Source organism: Pseudomonas sp. ZT5P21 (genome assembly GCF_054897785.1).
This window is the reverse complement of sequence record NZ_CM142705.1, coordinates 2,828,575-2,851,450: the sequence shown is the minus strand read 5'-3', so window position 1 is coordinate 2,851,450 and position 22,876 is coordinate 2,828,575. Positions and strand designations below refer to the sequence as shown.

Genomic DNA, 22,876 nt, shown 5'->3' with positions numbered 1-22,876 from the left:
CTCGAACCTTGAAGCCAGGGCCAGCCACTTCAATCCTCCGCCGGCCGCCTGAACACCAGCAACTTCCCGGTCGCACGCTGCACCACCTTGTCGTTCTGATTTAGCGTTTCCATGAACATCGTTACCACGCCCCGGTCCGGTTTGGAGGCGGACGGATCGATCGCCTGCACGGTGCTGAACAGCCGTAACACGTCATCCGGATAGGTTGGCGTTGGCCAACTCAGCTCGATTCCCAGGCCAATGATGCCGTCCGCCAAGGGCACGCTGGCCACTAGCAGCTTCATGGTCAGGGCCGCGGTGTTCCAGCCGCTGGCTGCCAGGCCGCCGAACAGGCTCAACCCGGCCTCTTCGGCGCTCAGGTGGAAAGGTTGCGGGTCGTATTCGCGAGCAAACGCCAGCATCGCTTCCCGATTGACGCTAACAGGGTCGCTTTCAAATTCCTGACCCAGACTCAGATCATCGAGATAAAGTTTTTCCCAGGAATGCGCAGTCATGATTCATTCCTCCGCAGTGCGTTACGAATAGTTTCAGCAGTTCATGGGGCTGCACAATGGTTACAGCCCTCCTTCCTCTGGCGGCGGATCCTGTACCCACTGCCAGAACAGCTGATACCCGACCGCCAGCACGACCGGCCCGATGAACAACCCGATGATGCCCCCGGTGACCATGCCGCCCAAGGCGCCGATCAGCACCACCGGCATCGGCACATCGACCCCGCGTCCCAACAACAGCGGCTTGAGTACGTTGTCCACCAGGCCGGCAACGAAGACATAAATGGCGAACACGATCGTCCCGGTGCTGGCGCCTTCGGTCGCAAACACAAAGACAATCACCGGCAGCGTGATCAGCGTCACCGGCAGTTGCATGATGCCGAGCAACAGCACCGCCAAGGCCAGAAGACCCGCTCCCGGGATGCCCTTAAAGACAAAACCGAGCCCCACCATCAGCATCTGGATAAACGCAATGCCCACCACGCCCAACGCCACCGCACGGATCGTGGCAGTGCACAGTGCAGCGATTCTCGGCCCCTTGACCGGATCGCTGACGCGCGACGCGATCTGCACCGCGCTACGGCTGCCGCTTTCGCCGTAGGCCATGAAGATGCCGGCAATGATCAAGGCAAAAATAAAGGTCAGGAAGCCCATGCCGACGCCCGCCAGTTTGCCCAGCAAGGCCAGGCTGACGTTTTTGATCTGTGGAATGTACTTGGCGGTAAGGTCGGGAAGGTTGGTTGAGGCCTGCAACCATAAATCAGACAGCGGCTTGCCCACCACCGGCCAGCTGGCGACGGACTCGGCGGGCGGCGGGATATGAACGTCGCCGCTTTTGACCAAGTCCATTGCGCGCTGGACCGAGTCAGCAATGGAGGTGCCCAGCAGGTAGACAGGCACCATCAAGATGACAATGGCAGCCAGGATGATCAGCGTCGCAATACGCCCTTCTTTTTGCCCCAATGGACCTTTCAGCCGCTCTTGCAACGGGTAAAGGGTGATCGCCAGGATCATCGACCACAGCATCAGGTCACGGAACGGACTGAAAATCTGGAAGCAGAAAAGCACCAGAACAACGATCAGCCCGGTCCGAATAAAGGTATCAAGCAGCGTGCGCGTCAACATTTTTTCGGAGAAAGTTGTTGGCTCCATGGTGTCTCCTCGAAGGTCGCCGCAAGGGTACGGGATCGTTAGCCCAGCATAGACGCTCGATGGAAAACGCGAGGATTCAACGCAGCTTCAATACAGGTCGACCGTTTTCGCACTGACTCCAGTTGCTCGGCGATGTCCCGGATGGTGTAACCCTGCACCAGCGGCAGCAGGACCTCGCACTCACGCTTCATGCCCTTGATTGCCAGACCGGTGGGCCGCGCAATTGCTGAGGGCCTGTTGCACGCTGCCCAGCAGCAATTGTTCGTTGTAGGGCTTTTCCAGTACGCGAGGTGCAGCTCGAGTAGGTTAAGATGCCTGCAAACCAGGCTCGCCACGAGACGCCCCGCATGCCAGATAACAGTCGGAACACTCCCCGCCTGATCAAGAAGTATCCCAATCGCCGACTGTATGACACCCACACCAGCAGTCACCTGACCCTGGCGGACATACGCCAGTTGGTCGTCGACAGGGTTGCGTTTCAGGTGGTCGATGCCAAGACGGGCGAGGATCTGACTCGCAGCATCTTGCTGCAGGTGATTCTGGAAGCGGAAAGCGGCGGTGAGCCGATCTTCACCAGCGACATGCTGATGGGGATTATCCAGTTCTACGGCCCTTATCAGGGTGTGCTGGGCAGCTACCTCGACAAAAGCATTCAGACGGTGATCGACATCCAGTCCCAGACAGGCGCGCAATCCTCCGAGGCCTGGAGCACCTTCATGCACCAGCAGGCGCCGGTCATCCAGGACCTGATGCGCCAGTATGTCGACCAGTCCAAGGCGCTCTACCTCAACACACAAAACATGTTCGGCCTGTTCACCGGCAAACCTGAAAGCGAAAACGGCACGAAAAAAAATGGCGACGGGGAGTAACCCGTCGCCATCGATGCTGCTGGCCTGACTTGACTTACTTGTTACCGCTGGTTGCCTTGGCGCTGGCTTCCGGCGCCGCTTTCTCGGTCGCGGCGTCGAAATTGCTCTGAGCCACATCGGCCGCCTGTTTCACGGCTTTCTGTGCGCTTTCAAACACCGTACCGGCATTCGCCAGACCCGACTTGAACGCCGCCACAACTGGCTCGGAGCCGGCCGGCGCGTTCTTGCTGATCGTTTCAACGAATTCTTGCACCTGACGAGTGCCCGCCTCGACCTGACTTGACGTCAGTTTGGCGATGTCCGACTGCGTACCCACGATTAACGCCTGAACCTGGCGATTGAACTCGGCCAGGCGTTCGCTTTGCGCGCTTGGCTGGGTGAACGACGCCTGCAAGTCAGCGAAACCCTGTGGGTCGCGCACGGCGAGCAATTTGCGAACGCCTTCGAAATGTTCTTCAGTGGAGTCACGCAGTGCCTTGAACTGCAATTGGCTCAGCTGTTCAACGCTGGCGAACACGTTGCCGCTGATTTGCTGCAACAGGTCGAGGTTAGCTTTCTGAGCGGTTTGCAGATTTTCCGGGTTGAAAAAAGACATGCTTGAATCTCCTGGTACGGGAAGGCCCGGATGAGCCTGAGGACGCGATAGCGATCCAACCAGTCATCGCGCTGAACTTGATATTGCAGCGCACAAATCTATTTGGCAATGGCTATTTTGTGCGCTGCACAACAAAGTTCGCTTCCTCGGCGGATATTCCCTATACACTCGTGAAAATTGAGCGGCTGGCTTGGCTTCTATGGGTCAGGGTGACGTTCCCACGCATGGCGTAAGGAGTTCACGATGGGTCAGGAAGAAAATATTGCACTGCACGATGAAGAGCTTTCGTCGCCGTCCGGTTTGCTTGAGCACCTGAACCATCTGCAGCGCCTAAACACCCGCAACGTTCTCGACGCCGTGCAACAGCGCCAGGCCAAAACCTACGCGCCCTCAAGCCTTGGGCAACTCAGACAGCCGACCCCGGCTGACTGGCACGAATACGTCACCGACTTTGGCCAACGCAGCATGTTGTTCTGGGACACCTTGCGTCAACGCGGCGACAACACCCTAGCCCACGAACGCGCCGGGTATCCGCTGCTGCTCAAGTTCAATCATGAAACCCTGGTCGCCGGTGAAGACCTGACTCGCCCGGTCAACTACTCGTTGCTGCAGATCCTCGCGGGCCCCGGGCAACTGCTCGACAGCAAAAAACAGCCAGTGATCATTATTGACCCACGTGGCGGTCACGGTTCGGGGATTGGCGGTTTCAAACAGGATTCGGTCATCGGCGAAAGCCTGCGCGCCGGCCATCCGACCTATTTCATCTCGTTCAGCCATTCGCCACGTCCGGGGCAAACCCTGGCGGACATCGTTGAAGCCCAGGCGCGGTTCCTCGAAGAGGTCAGCGCGCGACATCCCGCCAGCGCCAAACCCGTGGTGATCGGCAACTGCCAGGCCGGCTGGGCATTGATGGGCCTGGCGGCGACCCGCCCGGAACTGCCAGGACTGATCATCGTCAATGGCGCGCCGTTGTCGTACTGGGCCGGCGTCAATGGGCGCAATCCGATGCGCTACACGGGCGGTTTGCTGGGTGGAGGCTGGATGGCGCGCCTGGGCAGTGATCTGGGCAATGACCGTTTTGACGGCACCTGGCTGGTGAGCAATTTCGAAAGCCTCGACCCGGCCAACGCACTGTGGGGCAAGTACTACCACTTGTTCAGCGAAGTCGACAGCGAAGCCCCGCGCTTTCTGGATTTCGAACGCTGGTGGGGCAGCCCGACCCTGCTCAATGGCGAAGAGATCGAGATGATCGTCGACGATCTGTTCATCGGCAATCAGCTGTCAGGCGGCCTCGGGCGCAAGAGCAGCGGGCTCGACCTCAAACGCATCGAAGTGCCGGTGGTGGTGTTCTGCTCCTATGGCGACAACATCACCTCGCCGCAGCAGGCGCTGGACTGGATCACCGACGTCTATCCCAGCGATCTCGCGCTGCAAAATGCCGGTCGCACTATCGTTTACCTGCGGCACGCGAGCATCGGTCATCTGGGCATCTTCGTGTCGGGTGAAGTGGCGCGGCGTGAACACCGTGAGTTGCTTGGCGCGGTCGACGCGATCAACGAACTGCCGGGCGGGCTCTATGAAATGCTCATCGATGACCTGCCGGATAATTCGGATACGCCTTACGCCGTGCGTTTCGAGCCACGGCGTATCGCCGACATCCACGGTGACGTGCAGCCTCTCCGTGACGACGACCGCGAATTCGCGCTGGTCGAACGTGCCTCTGATTTCAACAACACGATGTATGACGTTTTTGTACGGCCGTGGTTGCGTCAGTTGATCAACGAGCCGACCGCCGAAATGCTGCGCAAGGCACACCCGTTCCACCAGCAACAGGTGATGTGGAACAGTCAGAACGCGGCGCTCTGGTGGCTGGCAGACAGTGCCGCTCAAGTGAGCAAGGCTCGACATCCCGCCGGCCCGTCCAATCCGTTGCTGGCCTGGCAGGAACTGTTTTCCAACCAGATACAGGACGCCTTGAACGGCTATCGGGACCTGCGTGATGCCGCTCAGGAGATGAGTTTTTACGGCGTGTATGGCGTCCTCAATAGCCTCACCGGAAATACCCCGGGGCGAGATCTCCAGGCACACGCCAAGCAGCACGATAAAGTACTCACCGAACGCCTTCAGGACGCCCTGCCCCTTGGCGGTTTGATGGAAGCCTTGATCCGGATCCTGTTCCTGCTGGGCCGCGACAGCGATGAACCGGGCAAGCAAAGCGTCGAGAAATTGATCCTGCAATTGCAAGTGTCGCTGCAGGACTACAGTGCCGAGCCGCTGGACCTGCGCGAAACCCTTCGCCTGCAAAAACTGCTGGTCGCCACCCACCCGCAGGAAAGCCTGCACAGCTTGCCCCTGATGCTGGTGGAGGTCAAAGAACGTCAACACGTGCTGGCGGCCGTCGCCAACTTGCTCCCGGAACTGCGGACCAGCGGCGCAGATAATCCGTTCTGGTCTGAATTGCACACGCTGCTCAATGTGCCGCTGCCAGGTTTCAGCCTGACTCAACCACCGGGTGAAGCCGCTGTTGTCGAGGAGAAAGCCCTGGTCGTCGTCGCTGAGCCGATTGCCCCGGTAACGCCGACAAAAACGCGCAAAACCGCAAAGGGCAAAAAAGGCCCGAAGAAACCTCCTGCACCATGATGAGCAACCTGTGTGTGGCGAGGGAGCTTGCTCGTGCTCGGCTGCGAAGCAGTCGCAAAGCTTTTGGGGCCGCTTCGCGACCCAGAGGGAGCAAGCTCCCTCGCCACACAGGGGATTCGTTGCTTACAAAATGGTTGACAGGCTCAAGCGCTGACGAGAACCGCGTCACACCGGCGCGGCTTCCTCGATCTCAAACGATTCATCGGAGCGGTACTGCCCCGGTGTCATGCCAAACCAGCGGCTACAGGCTTTGTTGAAGCTGCTGTGGTCATGAAAACCAAGGAGATACGCGACATGCTTCATGTTGAAGTGAGAATGACGCAGGTAGAAATCGGCCAATTGCCGACGCACCGCGTTCAGCACGTCCTTGAATTGTGTCCCTTCCTTTTCCAGCGCGCGTTGCAGCGTGCGCTTGCTGATGTTCAAGGCCGCCGCGATCGACTCCATGTCGCACTGCCCCTGCCCCTGACTCAAGCGCTCGGTAATCAGCGCGCGAATCCGGCCGACAATGCAAAAACCAAACAGCAGGTCCAGTTGCGCCTCGGCAAAACTGTCATGCAGCACCGCCAACGCTTCGTTGGCCATGCTCAACGGCCGCATCAGCTCCTGTCCATCAAACAAAATGCTGTCGTAAGGCGCGTCGAAATGCAGATGGCAGCCAAACAGCCGTCGATGCTCGGAGATATCGTCAGGTTCGGGATAAGTGAACTCGACACTCAAGGGTTGCGGTGCGTTACCGCCCGACAGCTTGCGACAGAAACCCAGCAATGACGCCAGCCCGGCATCGGTGTATTGGCGCGGTTTGACCGAACCATTCTGGTGATGATCGAGCCCGGACAGACGGTAATGTTGCTGTTCCGAAGTAAAGAAAAGGCTGAATCCGGTGCCAATCAACGGACTGAAACGGACCAGGCGCTCAAGGGCTTTTTTCAGATTCAAGCTGGACATCATGGTGTAGCCGACGATCTGAAAGCTGCCGGGGTGGAAACTGCCATAGGCCCGTAAGCCAATGTCCGGATCACCCGAGGCCTCACTGGCCAGTTCCCAGAGTCGATAGATGTTCTTTCGCTCGCAAAACGCTCCTGGTTTGTTTGCGAGATCAATGTCTAGTCCAGATTCCCGACACAGACTGGCAACATCCAGACCTTGAGCCGAGAGCGTATTTACCAGCACGCTGGCATAGCCTGAACTCATTCTATACATGGCGTCCTCAATGACCTGTGGAACCGAACATCCTGTCCGGAGCCATGACTTAACGGCGATGAATCAAAATTCTAACGGGTTGTTTCGTTGCCAATATTGATCCCAGTATAGGTAAATTCTCACTTAGGCAGTTGTTTCGGGCCATTCGTCGCCCGGTAGCCGCTAAACCGCGCATGGCACCGTTGGACACCACCCCGTCACCTCCCAACACTTCCGCATCCCCCGCCAATACCGAACAATCCCCCATCTTGCAGCGCAAAATACAAAAAGGAACGGTGCTTATGAAGTCGCTTGGTCGTATTGCGTTGGTCACGGGTGGTATGGGTGGTATTGGCACGGCGATAAGCCAGCGCCTGTACAAAGAAGGATTCAAGGTCATCGTCGGTTGCAGCGCTGATTCGGCCCGCAAAAACGATTGGATAGCCACTCAGCTGGCGGCGGGGTATCAATTCGAGTGCATCCACGGCGACATCACCGATTGGGAGTCGACGCGCAAGGCCTTCGAGATGGCGCGGGAACATTTCGGCCCGATCGATGTGCTGGTCAACAACGCCGGCATCACTCGTGATGCCTCTTTTCGCAAGCTGACGCCCGAGGACTGGAACGCGGTCATCGGCACCAACCTGAGCGGCGTGTTCAACACCACCAAGCAGGTGATTGAAGGGATGTTGGCCAAGGGCTGGGGACGGGTGATCAATATCTCCTCGATCAACGGTCAGCGCGGCCAGTTCGGCCAGACCAACTACAGCGCGGCCAAAGCCGGCATCCACGGTTTCACCATGGCACTGGCACGGGAAGTGTCCGGCAAGGGCGTGACCGTCAACACCGTCTCCCCAGGCTACATCCAGACCAGCATGACCGCGGCCATCCGCCCGGACATCCTCGACACCATGATTGCGGCCACCCCGGTCGGGCGCCTCGGCCAACCCGAAGAAATCGCCTCGATCGTTGCGTGGCTGGCTTCCGATGAATCGGGCTACAGCACCGGCGCCGACTTCTCGGTGAACGGCGGCATGAACATGCAGTAGACCGACCAGGGCAAGGACGCCCTGCTCCCGCTCGACAAAATCTTAATGAGGTCACGCATGAACGAAGTCGTAATCGTTGCCGCTACTCGTACCGCCATTGGCAGTTTTCAAGGTGCCTTGTCCGCGATTCCAGCCACCGAACTGGGTGCAGCGGTGATTCGCCGTCTGCTGGAGGAGACCAGTCTGGACGGCGCGCAGATCGATGAAGTGATCTTCGGCCAGGTCCTCACCGCAGGCTCGGGACAAAACCCGGCACGCCAGACGGCTATCAAGGCTGGACTGCCCTTTACTACCCCGGCCCTGACCCTGAACAAGGTCTGCGGCTCGGGCCTCAAGGCAGTGCAGCTGGCTGTTCAGGCGATCCGTTGCGGCGACGCCGAACTGGTGATTGCCGGCGGTCAGGAAAACATGAGCCTGGCACCTTATGTGCTACCCAAGGCACGCACCGGCCTGCGTCTGGGCCATGCGCACTTGCAAGACAGCCTGATTCAGGACGGTTTGTGGGACGCCTTCAACGACTACCACATGGGCATCACCGCTGAGAATCTGGCCACTCAGTACAGCCTCAGCCGCGAAGATCAGGACGCCTTCGCCGCCGCCTCGCAACAGAAAGCGGCCGCCGCCATCGAAGCGGGATATTTCAAGCGTGAAATCACGCCGATCCTGATCCCTCAGCGCAAGGGCGACCCGCTGGTTTTCGACACAGATGAACAACCGCGCCCGGGCAGCACGCTGCAAGCGTTCAGCAACCTGAAACCGGCGTTCCAGAAAGACGGCAGTGTCACCGCCGGCAACTCGTCGACGCTCAACGATGGCGCTGCCGTGTTGCTGCTGGCCAGTGCCGCCAAGGCCCAGGCCCTCGGCTTGCCGGTGCTGGCACGCATCAAGGCTTACGCCAGCGCGGGCGTGGACCCGTCGATCATGGGCATCGGCCCAGTGCCGGCCACCCGTCTGGTGCTGGAGAAAGCCGGCTGGAGCCTGGAGGACCTGGACCTGATCGAAGCCAACGAAGCGTTCGCCGCGCAATCACTGGCGGTCGGCAAAGAGCTGGGCTGGGACACCCGCAAGGTCAACGTCAACGGTGGCGCGATTGCGCTAGGTCATCCGATCGGCGCCTCGGGCGCGCGGATTCTAGTGTCGCTGGTGCACGAACTGATTCGCCGTGACGGCAAAAAAGGCTTGGCCACGTTGTGCATCGGCGGCGGCCAAGGCGTCGCTCTGGTCATCGAACGATAAGAAGAAACACAGGACTGCTTGCTTGACTGCTGACGCGGCGCCGAAATTCCGGCGCCGCGGTTTTTTTCTGCCCGGTTACTGATGTGGGCAAGGAGCTCCATGGACAATAACGCGCACACCTTCAATACCTTCTGGTCCGGCCAGGTTCCGTTCATTGCCTCCTTTGCAGTGCAACAATTACGTTTATGGGTCAGCACCAATCCGTGGTTCACCGGGCAGGAATACAACGAGTGGTTCGACCTGCCGCGCGGGACGCTTGACAGCCTTCAATCAGACTATCAACTGCAATGGGCGGACCTCGGCCAGCGGTTGATGAGCGGCCAGCCCTTCGCCTTTGAAGATCGACGTTTCGCCAGTGGCAACTGGAGCGAACCGCTGTTTGGCTCCCTCGCCGCGTTTTACCTGCTCAACGCCGGGTTCCTGCTTAAACTGCTCGACAAACTGCCGATCCAGGACAAGAAACCCCGCCGGCGCCTGCTGTATCTCGTGGAGCAAGCCATCGCCGCTGGCGCGCCGAGCAATTTTCTGGCGAGCAATCCCGATGCTCTCCAGCGAGCCGCGGACACTCAAGGCGGAAGCCTGCTTACGGGCCTGCTGCACTTGGCCAGCGATCTGCAGGAAGGCAAGATGCGCCAGTGCGACAGCGGCGCCTTCAAGGTCGGTGTCGACCTGGCCAGCACGCCCGGCGAAGTGGTGTTTGAGAACGAACTCTTCCAGTTAATTCAGTACTACCCGCAAAGCGAAACCCAGTACCAGCGTCCGGTCTTTGTCGTACCGCCGTCGATCAACAAGTACTACATCCTCGACCTGCGTCCCGACAACTCGATGATTCGCCACCTGTTGCAGCAAGGTCATCCGGTGTTTCTGATGTCGTGGCGCAACTTCGATCAGGCACACGCCGACACCACCTGGGATGACCTGATCGAAACCGGCATTATTAAAGGCCTGCACGTCACCCGTGAAATCAGCGGTGAGCAACGGCCCAATTGCGTCGGGTTCTGCATTGGCGGCACGCTGCTGAGCACCGCGCTGGCGGTGCTGGCGGCTCGCGGTGATCGCGAGATCGGCAGCGTGAGCCTGTTGACCACGTTCCTCGACTACCTCGACACGGGTCCCATCGATATCTTCGTCGACGAGCAACTGGTGGCTTACCGCGAGCGCACCATCGGTGGCGTTGACGGCCCCATCGGCCTGTTCAAGGGCGAGGACATGGGCAACACCTTCTCGCTGTTGCGCCCCAATGATTTGTGGTGGAACTACAACGTCGACAAGTACCTCAAGGGCCAGAAACCGATTCCCCTCGACCTGCTGTTCTGGAACAACGACAGCACCAACCTTCCCGGCCCGATGTATTGCTGGTACCTGCGCCACACCTATCTGCAGAACGACCTGAAATCCGGTGAACTGGACTGCTGCGGGGTCAAACTCGACCTGCAAGCCATCGACGCGCCGGCGTACATCCTCGCCACCCATGACGATCACATCGTGCCGTGGCGAAGCGCCTACGCCAGCACCGCACTGCTGTCGGGCACCAAGCGCTTCGTGCTAGGCGCTTCGGGGCATATCGCCGGGGTCATCAACCCGCCCGCCAAGGAAAAGCGCCATTACTGGACCAATAACCGGGTCACGAAAAACCCCGATACCTGGTTCAAGAATGCCGAACAACATCCCGGTAGCTGGTGGAATGACTGGTTCGCCTGGCTGGCCGAACACGCCGGTGAACGCCAGCCTTCGGCGCTGCACACCGGCAATGCGCAATACCCTGCGCTTGAATCGGCACCCGGTCGTTACGTGATGCAATGATGGACGGTCCCGCGCGATAGCTTTTATTGCGCGGGACGCGTGCATGATCTCGCCCCTCAAGAAAGTCAAAACACAGCACATCGGTTCAATATCCCCGCCCGAATCTACGCAACCATGGCCTCCTCACTCACCCTGTAAGGACATCGCCATGGCGATCGCAAAAGCAGTACCCGGCAAAACCCTGCTGACCCCGACCGACCACACGCTGATCATGATCGATCACCAGTCGCAGATGTCCTTTGCGACCAAGTCGATCGACGCCGTGACCCTGCGCAACAACGCTGCGCTGGTGGCCAAGGCTGCCCGTGGTTTCAAGGTTTCGACCATCCTTACCACGGTTGCCGAGAAGAGCTTCTCCGGCCCGATCTTCGACGAAATCAAATCGGTTTTTCCGGAACACAACGTCATCGACCGCACCAGCATGAACACCTGGGAAGACGAGCGTATCGCGGTTGAAGTCAACACGTTCGGCAAACAGAAAATCGTCCTCGCCGGCCTGTGGACCTCCGTGTGCATCGTCGGCCCGGCGCTGTCGGCCATCGATCAGGGTTTTGAGGTCTACGTGATTGCTGATGCCTGTGGTGATGTGACCACCGAAGCTCATGAAATGGCGATGCAGCGCATGATCCAGATCGGCGCGCGGCCGATGACGTCGCTGCAATACCTGCTTGAATTGCAACGCGACTGGGCACGTACCGAAACCTATGACGAAACCGTGAAAACCTCGATTGCCAACGGTGGGGCTTACGGTCTGGGTCTGATCTACGCCAAGACCATGTTCGGCGCCTCCGAAGGTCATTAAGCAGTAACGCGGCTCCGGGCACTCCGGAGTCGCTTCCCTCGCGGTGGACTGATCGATGACCTTTTCCTCAAAAGACCTCGGAGCCGGGTTGTGCTTGTGCTTGCCCGTGTTCTGTTCAGGCATGGCCGTGGGGGATGAATCGGCGGGTTTTCTGGCCGGCGCGAAGCTTGAGGTGCTGAGTCGAAACTTCTACCTCAACAACGACTATCGATCCCAGACGCCGACGGCCAAGAGCTATAAAGCCGAATGGGGTCAAGGGTTTATCAGCTCTTTTGAATCCGGTTTCACACCCGGCAGCATTGGATTCGGACTCGATGCCCATGGGTTTCTAGGGTTGAAACTGGATGGCGGCAAGGGCCATTCCGGGACGGGATTACTACCGCTGGACAGTGACGGCCGCAGCGAAGATAACTATTCCAGTGGTGGTGGCGCGTTGAAAATCAAGGCATCGAAAACCACGCTGGCCTTCGGTGAAATGATGGTCGAAACCCCGGTGTTCAACACCGCGGACAAACGCCTGCAGCCCGAGTACGCCAGCGGTTTTCTGCTGAACAGTCGCGACATCGAGGGGATGAACCTGGTCGCCGGCCACTTCACGTCATTCAAGAACCAGGACGCCTCTTCGGGCAAGGGCGACTTTTACGGCTACGGCGCTGACACCGAGGCGGGCGGCATTTCAATTCTGGGCGCCGACCTGTTTACGCAAAGTCCGCTCGGCGGTGCCCTCTACGCTTCAGAGCTGACCGACACCTGGCATCAGTACTACGCCAATCTGCACCTGAAACAGTCCGGCTGGTTCGTCGATGCCAATCTCTATCACACGCAGGATACTGGCCAGGCGCTGGCCGGCGCCATCGATAACACCGCGTTCAGCCTGTCGGGCAAATACACCGTCGATGCCCACGCCTTCACCTTGGCGTATCAAAAGGTTAACGGCGATACCCCATTCGATTTCATCGGTGGCGATTCCATTTACCTTGCCAACTCGATCAAATATGCCGACTTCAACGGCGCCCACGAACAGTCCTGGCAAGCTCGTTACGACCTTGATCTGGGCGCCTATGGCATTCCCGGCCTGAAATTCATGACCCGCTATGTCACGGGCAACAAGATCGACGGCACTCATGCACCCCAAGGCGGCGCCTACAATCCATTCGATGAGTCGGTCGGCGCGTACATGCCGCAGCAAGGTGATGGCGGACGCCATTGGGAGCGCGACATCGACTTGCGCTACATCGTGCAGTCCGGATCGGCCAAGGGCTTATCGCTGCAACTGTCCCATGTCTCGCACCGGGCCAACAGCGCTCAGGCTGGCGATGATATTGACCGGGTTTACGTGGTCATCGAGTATCCGCTGAGCTTTGGTCGAAAACGCGAACCCTCTGGATAAACGCGTTGCTCTAAAATCCATCGCGAGCAAGCTCGCTCCTACAGGGGGTTGGCGATTATCATGGCCGCCATTACCCACCCTGCTGTTATGAGACTGAGCATGACTTTCGATTTTGATCAGGTGTTCGACCGTCACGACACCGGCAGTGCCAAGTGGAGCCGCTACCCGGCCGAGGTATTGCCAATGTGGGTCGCTGACATGGATTTCGCCGCCCCATCGGTGATCATCCAGGCCCTGCAAAAACGTCTGCAACACCCGTTGCTCGGCTACAGCGTGGCTCAGGAAGACTTGCGCCACGCCATCGTCACCGATCTGTGGAACAAGTACGCCTGGCGCGTCGAGCCGCAAGCGCTGATTTTCCTGCCGGGGGTAGAGTCGGGTTTCAACATGGCTTTGCACGCACTGGTGCAGCCACAACAGAACGTCGTGGTCCAGGTTCCCAATTACCCACCGCTGCGGCATGCACCCGGCCATTGGGGCCTGAACAAGGTTGAACTGAATTTCGACACGCTGGCGAACGGCACCTATGCCACGCCACTCGATACCTTGCGCCAGTCACTGGCCGGTGGCGGCGCGTTGCTGCTGAGCAATCCGCACAACCCGCTGGGCAAGGCGTTCCCGAGGGAAGAACTGCAAGCGGTGGCCGACATCTGCCTGGAACAGGACGCCTGGATCATCTCCGACGAAATCCACGCCGAGCTGTGCTTCGACGGACGCAAACACATTCCCACTGCGTCGTTGAGCCCGGAAATCGCCCGTCGCACCATCACGCTGATGTCGGCGAGCAAGGCTTACAACATTGCCGGCCTGAAGACCTCGTTCATGATCATTCAGGATCGGGCCCTGCGCGAACGGGTCAACCACGCCCGTTGCGGCATGGTCGACAGCGTCAACCCGCTGGGCATGGAGGCGACACGCGTCGCTTATACCGAGGCCGGACCGTGGCTGACCGAGCTGGTGAGTTACCTGCAAGGCAACCGCGATTACCTGATCGATGCCGTTCGCACCCGGCTGCCGGGCATCAACATGAATGTTCCCCAAAGCACTTATCTGGCCTGGCTCGATTGCTCGGCACTGGGTCTGGAGAATCCGCAGCAGTTCTTCCTTGAACAGGCAAAGGTCGGGCTCAGCCCAGGCCTGGATTTTGGCGATGACTGCAAACAGTTCGTACGCCTGAATTTCGGCTGCCCGCGCGCGTTGCTGGAAGAAGGTATTGCGCGGATGGAGCGCAGTTTGATTAACCGCACGCTCTGATCCGATCTCAACGAAACCACATCCCCCTGTGGGTGCGAGCTTGCTCGCGATGGCGGTGTGTCAGTCGACGTAGATGCTGACTGTTGTGACGCCATCGCGAGCAAGCTCGCTCCCACAAGGGCTTGGGGAAATTTGAACGTTTCCAATCCAACCGAACTCACGGCAAAAGAGTGGGGTCCACCCTCTGACTCTTCTACCTTGAGAACGGAGACTTCCCCATGACTGACTATCCAAAACCACCTTTCAAAAAACAAGGCCAGCCCTTCCCCGGTTCCCAGAAGCAAATGGACCCGTACCCGGACTGTGGTGAGCAGAGCTACAAAGGCTCGGGCCGTCTGGAAGGCAAGATCGCCCTGATCACCGGCGCGGACAGCGGTATCGGCCGCGCGGTCGCCATCGCTTTCGCCCGTGAAGGCGCGGACGTCGCCGTTGCCTACCTCAATGAACATGAAGACGCGCACGAAACCGCACGCTGGGTCGAACAGGCCGGTCGTCAGTGCATCTTGCTGCCCGGCGACATCGCGCAGAAAGCGCAGTGCCAGGCGCTGGTCGACAAGACCGTCGAGCGCTTCGGGCGGATCGACATTCTGGTCAATAACGCCGCGTTTCAGATGACCCATGAAAATTTCGAGGACATCCCGGACGAAGAATGGGTGATGACCTTCGACGTCAACATGACCGCCATTTTCCGGATTTGCCAGGCGGCGCTGAAGCACATGCAACCCGGCAGCTCGATCATCAACTCCAGCTCGGTCAATTCGGACACGCCCAAGCCGACCCTCCTCCCCTACGCCACGACCAAAGGCGCGATTGCCAACTTCACCGCCGGCCTGGCGCAAATGCTGGGTCCGAAAAACATCCGGGTGAACTGCGTGGCGCCGGGGCCGATCTGGACGCCGCTGATCGTCTCGACCATGCCGGATGAGGAAGTGCAGAATTTTGGCGGACAAACACCGCTGGGACGGCCGGGTCAACCGGTCGAGGTGGCGCCGATTTATGTGCTGCTGGCGTCGGATGAGGCCAGCTACATCACCGGTCAACGCTACGGGATTACCGGCGGCAAACCGATGCTTTGATTGAGCACTATGTGGCGAGCGATCTTGCTCGCGCTTGAGTGCGCAGCACTCACAAAAATGGCAACGTTTTGGGGCCGCTCCGCCGCCCAGCGGGAGCAAGCTCCCTCGCCACAAAAGCTGTTCGGGACGACTCCTGAGCAATCACCGAAATCTTGCCGTTTCGCTCAAGGATGGCGAACTTGATTTCGCCACGGCAACATTGGCCGTGCTGTCGCGCAGCGCCCCCTCGGCCATTTCGCGGGCGACTTCACAACTGGTCAGGTTGAACGTTTCGATGGTGACAGGGCTGACGTTGGGCAATCGTTGCTTTGCTTCGGGGGAATAGACCACGGATTCGCTGACGTTCATGGCAATCTTCCCGACAGAGCTGCTCGGTTGACCTTCACTGCCTTCAAACATTCCCTCTATCGGACCACGCCACGGCTGCGTCGAGAAAAAGTGAACCCCTGCCAATTCTCGTCCCTCAATAGGTTAAGGCGCCCCCGTCACGGGCCGCTTCGATCAGGAGGTCGTCATGTCCGCACCTATCATCAAGCTGTTTACCCAACCGAACTTCGCGTGGACGGATATCCGCAAGGAGGAGGAAGCCCATCCTCGCCACTACCTCGCTCATTTGCTGTTGCTCGCGTTGATCCCGCCTGTGTGCCTGTTTATCGGGACCACCTACGTCGGCTGGAGTCTGGCCGAGAATGAAACGGTGAAGCTCAGCAGCAGTAGCGCGTTGCAATTGTGCGTGATGCTGTACGTGACCATTGTCGCCGGCGTGGCACTGATGGGGTTGTTCATTCGCTGGATGTCGCGGACCTTCGACGCGCGGCCGACGGTCAATCAATGCATCGGATTTGCCGCGTACACCGTGACCCCGTTTTTCCTGGCAGGCTTTGCCGGTCTGTACCCGAGCCGTTGGCTGGCGATCACCGTCCTCGGTGCGGCCTCGATTTACTCGACGTTTCTGCTGTTTGTCGGCATGCCCACCTTCATGCATGAGCGCAAGGAACAGGGCCTGCTCAACGCGGCGTGCGTCTGGGGCGTCGGGTTGTTGGTGCTGGTCACCATCCTGGTGGAAATGATCCTGGTGTGGTTCAACCTGCTGACGCCGGAATACCTGCGCGCGACCGTCGGTTGATCGCCCAGCGCCGCACATCGCAGCACCTGACCGGCGAGTACTGTGCATGAGCTTCATTCTCTGGGTAGCGGTGTTGGGTGCGGTGCTGCTGACACTGGCATTGACCTCGTCGTATCTGCGCTGGATGCCGGTCACCACGTCGGCGGTGTGCCTTTTGCTAGGCGTCGCCATCGGCCCGGCGGCGCTCGGTTTGTTGAAACTCGACTTGGTCGACGCTTCCATTTGGATGGAGCACCTGACGGAAGTGGCGGTGCTCTTTTCGTTGTTTGTCTGTGGCCTGAAATTGCGCTCACCCTTCAAGGACAAAAACTGGCGCATCGCTGTCGGCCTGGCCGGCCCGGTGATGGTGTTGACCATTGCCGGTGTTTGCCTGTTGTTGCACTACGGTTTTGGACTGTCCTGGGGCGCCGCCGTGTTGATTGGATCGATACTGGCACCCACCGACCCGGTACTGGCCGCGCTGGTCCAGGTCAACGACGCCCGGGATGACGACAGCGTGCGATTCGGCCTCTCCGGTGAAGCGGGGCTCAACGACGGAATTGCCTTTCCGTTCGTGATCCTCGGGTTGTTGCTGTTGCAACACGACGGCAACCCCGGCTGGCTGGGCGACTGGGCGTTGCGCAGTCTGCTCTGGGCCGTCCCCGCCGGTCTGCTCACGGGCTATGCGATGGGGCGCGGCATTGGTCGCGTGACGTTGGCGCTGCGGATCAGAAATGACGACAGCACCCTTTCACCCAACGACTACCTGGCCCTCGCGTTGATCGCCCTGGCCTACGTCAGTGCCGAATCGATTCATGGCTACGGCTTTTTGTCAGTGTTCGCTGCGGGCCTCGGCCTGCGCCATGAGGAGGTCAAATCCACCGGGGATGACGAACTGCCCGCCGAGCATCGGGTACAGCCGGTGGTCGGCCATCAGAATGTCGAACCGCACCTGGCCGTTCATGGCGATACCGAAGAGCTCGAAGAAACGCAGGTCGCCGCGGCCATCATGATGGGCGACATGCTCGCGTTCGGCAGCTTGGTCGAACGGGCTATGGAAGTGTTTCTGGTGACGCTGCTCGGTATCGTGTTGATTGCGCACTGGGACTGGCGAGCGCTATTGATCGGCGGCGTGTTGTTCTGCGTGATTCGACCGCTGAGCGTCATCGCCCTGCCTTGGCGTGGCTTGCTGGACGGTCGTCAGCGCCTGCTGATCGGCTGGTTCGGCATACGCGGCATCGGCAGCCTGTATTACCTTTTCTATGCCCTGAACCATGGGCTGGCTCCGTCGATTGCCACGCTCTGCACCGATCTGACGCTGTCGGTGGTCGCGCTGAGCATCCTTATCCATGGCATCAGCACGCAACCGATGCTGGCGTGGTACGAACAGCGCAAAAATCAAAAAACTTGATTTGATGCCTGCGAGTTTCCGTCAAAAATTATCAATTTTCACATTCATAAATTTGAAATCCTTTTACGCACCGGACGGTCACAAGTTTAATTGCGCACGGTTTTTAAACCTGTGGCGTAGGTGCTTTGACAAAATAAACTGAAAAATTAAGGTGTTGGCCATGATTCAATATTCCACTCGCGATGAAATCAGAGCCTGCCGGGCCTTCGCCCTGGAACGCAACCGTCAGATGTTCGAAGAGGCCCAGATGCTGAGCCGTAACGCCTTTGAATTGCTGGAGGGTGGCGGTCTGGACGGGGAGTTGTTTGATCGCTATCAGGCGTTGCGCAGGAAGGCCGATCTGAAGTTCGAGGAAGCCATCGAGCATTTGCGAGTGCTCAACGAAGATTTTCCGCCGATTCCGATGTCTGTGACCCCCTCTCACACTTTGCCGAAACAAGAATCCCCGGCCACCTGCTCCAGCGAGATCCGGTGAATAATGATCGAATCGAAAACTGAATCCGCGAACTGCATGAATCAAATTCCAAACTCATGCAGCCTGCATGAGTGCAGTTCGCCATCAGCCTGTTCAACCTATTGATTTATAAGCGGTTTAGCGCAGTAGCAAAACCGGCACGACAAATGCTCCAGGTCTATGAGCGACCTTCGGCCTTGAGACCGTTAGCGCTCATCCCCGTGACTATTTGAGAGACTCGACCATGAACGCCATTGACCTGTTGCAAGCAGACCATGAACGCGTAAAAGACATCCTGACCCAGCTAAGCGAATCCACTGATCGCGGTATTAAAAAACGCACCGAATTGCTGGCGAAGCTGGAGATGGAGATCACTATCCATACTCGTCTCGAAGAAGAAGTCCTGTACCCGGCGTACAAAAAAGCGGGCGGCAAGGAACAGGACGTCATGTACTACGAAGCCAAGGAAGAACACCGCACGGTTGATTCACTGGTGCTGCCTGACTTGAAACTCACCGATCCGTCCACCCCGCAGTTCGCCGGTCGCGTGAAAGTGGTTAAGGAATTGCTGGAGCACCACATCGAAGAGGAAGAATCGGAAATGTTTCCTCAGGCTAAAAAGTTGCTCGGCAAGGCCACTCTGGAAGAATTGGGCGCGCAGATGGAAACCTTGAAAGCGCAGTACAAGAAAGAAATGGCCGCCAATCTGGCAGCTTGATCGGATTGGCACACACGAAAAAGGCCCGGCATTTGCCGGGCCTTTTGCTTTTCTACGATCATCCGCCGGGGTTTGTGACCTGGATGAAAACCGCGTAACCGCCCAGCAATACCCAGAACGTGGCGAAAATCCAGGGTGTGCGCACCGAGAACAGCAGCGACTTGCGGTAGCCCTTGTGGGTCGATTCCATCTCGCTGAACAGCGGCGACTCGTCGTAGGCGAGTCCCATCAGAGGTTCGGCGCGCAGCAACTCACTCTGTTTGAAGTGCCAGTGATCGATGATGTCGTACGCCGCGCGAATACCAGGCCAGGCGTTGAGCGAACTGAGCAGCCCCAACAATGCCAGAAACGGCGGCACCACCAGGGTGAAAAGTTTGCCCCACTCGGGATTGAGGTTGGACATGCACGACGCGAAGGCAATCACCAGAAACGATTGCGCCGCGAGGTAGGCGTCGGTGCGATTGGCCAGAATGCTGGTTTCGTACTGGATTTCCCGCCGGTAGAAATCCAGGCGTTCCTTGGGCGAGCCGAACATCTTGGCGTTGTGTTCGGTCAGGACTTCTTCAGCAGAAGCTTCAGTCAGTATTTTTGGCACGAAAGTCACGCACAGGGTGGAAACCGTTTAGAAGAAACGCCTGCAGACAAGTTCAGCCGGATTTACGCTGCAAGGGGCCGCATCTGGGGGGACCTCATTTCATCGTCGATGCAATGATTTCCACCAGATTCAGTTGATTAAAAGGTTTGGACAGGCGCGGGAGCCTGGTCGCAAAACCTTCCAGCCGCTCGGCGTAACCCGTGGCGAGGATGATCGGCAGGTCCGGCTTGAGGTTTCTTATTGCCTGCGCCAATTGCGCGCCGTTCATCTGCGGCATGGCCATGTCGGTAATGACCAGATCGATGGCCTGGTCGCTGTCGAACACCTTCAGCGCTTGAGCCCCGGACACCGCACTGATCACCCGGTGCCCCAAATCTTCGAGCAACAGGCAGGTACTGGTCAGCACAAGGCTGTCGTCGTCCACCACCAATACGCACAAACGTGACACCGGCGGTGCGGCTTCCTCTTGGACAGACTTGGCAACTGCACCCTGTGTCGCGACAGGTAACCACATTTCAGCCGTGGTGCCCTTGCCCTTCTGGCTTTTAAGAACGAATCGTCCACCCAGTTGCTCGATGAAGCCATGAACCATCGACAGTCCCAAGCCCGTGCCTTTGCCGACTCCCTTGGTGGTGAAGAACGGGTCCATTGCCAGGGTGCGGGTGGCTTCATCCATGCCCTCCCCCGTATCACTTATGCCAAGGCAGACATAACGACCGGACATCAGGTTGAGCGAGGAGTGATCCACAGCGTCTTCAGACCTCGCACTGATCTGGATTTTTCCGCCATTGGGCATTGCGTCACGGGCGTTGGTCACCAGGTTCAGGACCGCCAGTTCAAGTTGGTTGACGTCGGCCAGCACCGGTTCGATTTCTGGCGGAAAACGGGTTTCCAGCACCACTGAAGGACCGAGGGAGCTGCGCAACAGGCCGGTGATGCTCTCGACCAACGTCGGTATTTCTACCGATTCGGTTTTCAGTTCCTGACGTCGGGCAAAGGCCAGCATGCGCTGGGTCAGTGACACACCGCGCAGGGCACCCTGCGTAGCGTTATCCAGCAACCGGGTGATTTTCGAATCCTCCCCTACTCGCTTGCGAACGATCTCCAGATTGCCAAGGATCACTGTCAGCAGGTTATTGAAGTCATGAGCAATGCCCCCGCTGAGTTGCCCGATGGCCTGCATTTTTTGCGCCTGAAACAGCGCTTCACGGGTTTGTTCGAGGGTTTGCTGGGCGAGAGTCGCTTCGGTGATATCCCGGGTGATCTTGGCGAACCCGAGCAAGGTGCCGGTGTCGCCCCAGATCGGATCGACTACGACATGCGCGAAGAATCGTGTGCCATCCTTGCGCATGCGCCAGCCCTTGTTTTCGAACCTGCCCTCACGCACGGCAATGGACAGCGTGCGTTGCGGTTCGCCGGCTTCGCGATCTTCCGGGGTGTAAAACATCGAAAAATGCTTGCCGATCACTTCTTCAGGCAAATAGCCCTTGATGCGTTGAGCCCCAGGATTCCAGTTGGTCAACCGTCCATTAGCGTCGAGCATGAAGATGGCGTAATCCGTGACGCTTTGCACCAACAGTCGGAACTGCTGTTCGCTCTGCTTGAGGACTTCTTCGGCCATCTTGCGATCGGTGAGGTCACGGGTGATCTTGGCAAACCCCAGCAACTTGCCTGACGGGTCGAGAATCGGATCAATCACCACGTGACACCAGAAGTGCGTGCCGTCCTTGCGAACCCGCCAGCCTTCCCCCTCGAAACGTCCTTCGCGAATCGCCGTGTCAAGTGCCCGTTGGGGCATCCCTTTGACACGGTCTTCCTCGGTATAAAAACGCGAGAAGTGCTGACCGATAATCTCGGCTTCCTCATATCCCTTGAAGCGTCTGGCACCAGAGTTCCAGCTGGAGATGATGCCGTCGGGATCAATCATGTAGATCGCATAGTCAATCACCGCATCAATCAACAGGCGAAAACGCCCGTCCTCGATGGGGTTGGCTTTGGTTCGATCCTCGCTCATTGAGCCCTCACGTCATGCTTGTTTTTTGTGGATTATGCGACAAACCGGGATATCGGTTTATATATCTGACAATGTAGGAGTACAGATCGTTGTAAACGAAACTCGGAACATACTGGATTTGGCCCGCTATCTTAAGGAGCGCCAGATGGCACTCCTTGATGATTTCGTGGTGACCATTCACCGCAAAAACGTGGTTATCAATGATCCGGGAGTAAACGATGTGCTCAAAATGCCTCAAGGTCGTCGTTTTGCTCACTGAGCCGTCAGCAGCTTTTGTGTAAGTGCTCTGACCCCGCACCGCTCGCTCTTTCAACACGCCAAACCCGCGTTCGTACACGGTGATTTGCGAACCGCTGATTGCTTTTGAGGCCGTCTCGATAGCCAGGATGATCGCGTGGGCATATCCCATACTGGCCTCCAGTGTTGATCCTGTCAGAAACCTTTCCAATTCCTGGTCTTCAAGGTTTTTGAGTGCTCTCTTGATGCTCGATATGTGAGCGAACTCTTGGGTGCAGCCAACGATATGGGTCTCGAACTGATAACCGGCGGCCGTTGCCTCTGGAGGAAAGGCCGCGAAATCAATGCTATCGAACGCGCACTCCATGATGATGTTGTAGTTGCCTTCGAATGCCTGCGTGAAGATCTTCGCACTCACCTCCCGGACAAACGCTTCCGTGTGTTCGTACGCATGCAAAACACCGAGCTTGATCATCTCAGCGTAACAAGGGTGTTTTTTTCGGTATTCGGGCAGGTACAAGCGAACATAGTTGTCGTAGCGCTTTGACGGTAAAAGTGTCTTTTCCAGCAGATACGTTTTTCCCGACGCCTGTAGCCCGGCAACCACCAGTATTTTTGGCGTCGCCTCGGCAGTAATGCCATTAAACAGAGTCGCTTCTATTTCGTCGAAGGCTGCGGTGACGTGTTCGGAGGTGTACGCATAAACCTGTGCTTCGGACATACCTTGATTTCCTTATCAAAGACGGGATCGAAAGTGATCACTCGCTTCATCAATAAAGCTGTCATTCGCCCATTGTTCAAAC

Annotated in this window: 20 protein-coding genes and 2 pseudogenes; 13 read left to right on the top strand and 9 right to left on the bottom strand. The window is 58.2% G+C overall.

What is annotated here, in order from left to right; all coding sequences use genetic code 11:
- Nucleotides 1-29: 29 nt before the first annotated feature.
- The 3 genes and pseudogenes from ACYZT9_RS13295 to ACYZT9_RS13285 form a co-directional block, all read right to left on the bottom strand.
- On the bottom strand, nt 30-494 hold the full coding sequence (locus ACYZT9_RS13295) for a MaoC family dehydratase (RefSeq protein WP_462005936.1): 465 nt from the start codon (nt 492-494) through the stop codon (nt 30-32).
- A gap of 60 nt (nt 495-554) precedes the next feature.
- Entirely contained in the window at nt 555-1,643 is a 1,089-nt protein-coding gene (locus tag ACYZT9_RS13290; RefSeq protein WP_462005935.1) for an AI-2E family transporter, read from the bottom strand.
- 90 nt (nt 1,644-1,733) lie between these two features.
- Nucleotides 1,734-1,828 (bottom strand): annotated as a pseudogene (locus tag ACYZT9_RS13285) (LuxR C-terminal-related transcriptional regulator); the annotation flags it as partial.
- 162 nt (nt 1,829-1,990) lie between these two features.
- On the opposite strand from ACYZT9_RS13285, the gene phaR reads away from it, so the two are divergent.
- Nucleotides 1,991-2,512, top strand: coding sequence for a polyhydroxyalkanoate synthesis repressor PhaR (gene phaR, locus ACYZT9_RS13280; protein WP_462005934.1), 522 nt, complete (start codon nt 1,991-1,993; stop codon nt 2,510-2,512).
- Nucleotides 2,513-2,546: 34 nt separating this feature from the next.
- On the opposite strand, the gene phaP is transcribed toward phaR, so the two are convergent.
- The gene (phaP, locus tag ACYZT9_RS13275; protein ID WP_462005933.1) at nt 2,547-3,107 is read right to left on the bottom strand and encodes a TIGR01841 family phasin; all 561 of its coding nucleotides are present in this window, start codon (nt 3,105-3,107) and stop codon (nt 2,547-2,549) included.
- A 243-nt stretch (nt 3,108-3,350) separates the two neighbouring features.
- Between phaP and ACYZT9_RS13270 the strand changes: the two genes are divergently transcribed.
- Nucleotides 3,351-5,747, top strand: a complete 2,397-nt coding sequence (locus ACYZT9_RS13270) for a DUF3141 domain-containing protein (RefSeq protein ID WP_462005932.1) — start codon at nt 3,351-3,353, stop codon at nt 5,745-5,747.
- A gap of 165 nt (nt 5,748-5,912) precedes the next feature.
- On the opposite strand, the gene ACYZT9_RS13265 is transcribed toward ACYZT9_RS13270, so the two are convergent.
- The gene (locus ACYZT9_RS13265) at nt 5,913-6,950 is read right to left on the bottom strand and encodes an AraC family transcriptional regulator (RefSeq protein ID WP_462005931.1); all 1,038 of its coding nucleotides are present in this window, start codon (nt 6,948-6,950) and stop codon (nt 5,913-5,915) included.
- Nucleotides 6,951-7,231: 281 nt separating this feature from the next.
- Between ACYZT9_RS13265 and phbB the strand changes: the two genes are divergently transcribed.
- The 7 genes from phbB (at nt 7,232) to ACYZT9_RS13230 (ending at nt 15,539) form a co-directional block, all read left to right on the top strand.
- On the top strand, nt 7,232-7,978 hold the full coding sequence (gene phbB / locus ACYZT9_RS13260; protein WP_462005930.1) for an acetoacetyl-CoA reductase: 747 nt from the start codon (nt 7,232-7,234) through the stop codon (nt 7,976-7,978).
- Between the two features lie 57 nt (nt 7,979-8,035).
- Entirely contained in the window at nt 8,036-9,214 is a 1,179-nt protein-coding gene (locus tag ACYZT9_RS13255; RefSeq protein WP_462005929.1) for an acetyl-CoA C-acetyltransferase, read from the top strand.
- Between the two features lie 99 nt (nt 9,215-9,313).
- Complete coding sequence (gene phaC, locus ACYZT9_RS13250) at nt 9,314-11,017, top strand: class I poly(R)-hydroxyalkanoic acid synthase (RefSeq protein ID WP_462005928.1); 1,704 nt, start codon at nt 9,314-9,316, stop codon at nt 11,015-11,017.
- 148 nt (nt 11,018-11,165) lie between these two features.
- Nucleotides 11,166-11,819: a hydrolase gene (locus tag ACYZT9_RS13245; protein WP_462005927.1), complete on the top strand. Its 654-nt coding sequence runs from the start codon at nt 11,166-11,168 to the stop codon at nt 11,817-11,819.
- Nucleotides 11,820-11,874: 55 nt separating this feature from the next.
- A complete protein-coding gene (locus ACYZT9_RS13240; RefSeq protein ID WP_462005926.1) occupies nt 11,875-13,209 on the top strand; it encodes an OprD family porin in 1,335 nt (444 codons plus the stop codon).
- A gap of 99 nt (nt 13,210-13,308) precedes the next feature.
- Nucleotides 13,309-14,463, top strand: coding sequence for a MalY/PatB family protein (locus ACYZT9_RS13235; protein WP_462005925.1), 1,155 nt, complete (start codon nt 13,309-13,311; stop codon nt 14,461-14,463).
- A 218-nt stretch (nt 14,464-14,681) separates the two neighbouring features.
- Nucleotides 14,682-15,539: a glucose 1-dehydrogenase gene (locus tag ACYZT9_RS13230; protein WP_462005924.1), complete on the top strand. Its 858-nt coding sequence runs from the start codon at nt 14,682-14,684 to the stop codon at nt 15,537-15,539.
- 186 nt (nt 15,540-15,725) lie between these two features.
- Here the strand turns inward: ACYZT9_RS13230 and ACYZT9_RS13225 are convergent.
- A pseudogene (locus ACYZT9_RS13225) lies at nt 15,726-15,869 on the bottom strand (CinA family protein); the annotation flags it as partial.
- Between the two features lie 184 nt (nt 15,870-16,053).
- Here ACYZT9_RS13225 and ACYZT9_RS13220 point away from each other — a divergent pair.
- The 4 genes from ACYZT9_RS13220 (at nt 16,054) to ACYZT9_RS13205 (ending at nt 19,227) form a co-directional block, all read left to right on the top strand.
- Complete coding sequence (locus ACYZT9_RS13220; RefSeq protein WP_462005923.1) at nt 16,054-16,665, top strand: Yip1 family protein; 612 nt, start codon at nt 16,054-16,056, stop codon at nt 16,663-16,665.
- Nucleotides 16,666-16,711: 46 nt separating this feature from the next.
- The gene (locus ACYZT9_RS13215) at nt 16,712-18,055 is read left to right on the top strand and encodes a cation:proton antiporter (RefSeq protein WP_462005922.1); all 1,344 of its coding nucleotides are present in this window, start codon (nt 16,712-16,714) and stop codon (nt 18,053-18,055) included.
- A gap of 160 nt (nt 18,056-18,215) precedes the next feature.
- Nucleotides 18,216-18,530, top strand: coding sequence for a hypothetical protein (locus ACYZT9_RS13210; protein ID WP_462005921.1), 315 nt, complete (start codon nt 18,216-18,218; stop codon nt 18,528-18,530).
- A 223-nt stretch (nt 18,531-18,753) separates the two neighbouring features.
- A complete protein-coding gene (locus ACYZT9_RS13205; protein ID WP_462005920.1) occupies nt 18,754-19,227 on the top strand; it encodes a hemerythrin domain-containing protein in 474 nt (157 codons plus the stop codon).
- A 58-nt stretch (nt 19,228-19,285) separates the two neighbouring features.
- On the opposite strand, the gene ACYZT9_RS13200 is transcribed toward ACYZT9_RS13205, so the two are convergent.
- The 3 genes from ACYZT9_RS13200 to ACYZT9_RS13190 all read right to left on the bottom strand — a co-directional run bounded on the left by ACYZT9_RS13200 (nt 19,286) and on the right by ACYZT9_RS13190 (nt 22,794).
- Complete coding sequence (locus ACYZT9_RS13200; protein ID WP_462005919.1) at nt 19,286-19,822, bottom strand: hypothetical protein; 537 nt, start codon at nt 19,820-19,822, stop codon at nt 19,286-19,288.
- A gap of 94 nt (nt 19,823-19,916) precedes the next feature.
- Nucleotides 19,917-21,836: a hybrid sensor histidine kinase/response regulator gene (locus ACYZT9_RS13195; protein ID WP_462005918.1), complete on the bottom strand. Its 1,920-nt coding sequence runs from the start codon at nt 21,834-21,836 to the stop codon at nt 19,917-19,919.
- 7 nt (nt 21,837-21,843) lie between these two features.
- Nucleotides 21,844-22,794, bottom strand: a complete 951-nt coding sequence (locus tag ACYZT9_RS13190) for a zeta toxin family protein (protein ID WP_462005917.1) — start codon at nt 22,792-22,794, stop codon at nt 21,844-21,846.
- Between the last annotated feature and the right edge of the window lie 82 nt (nt 22,795-22,876).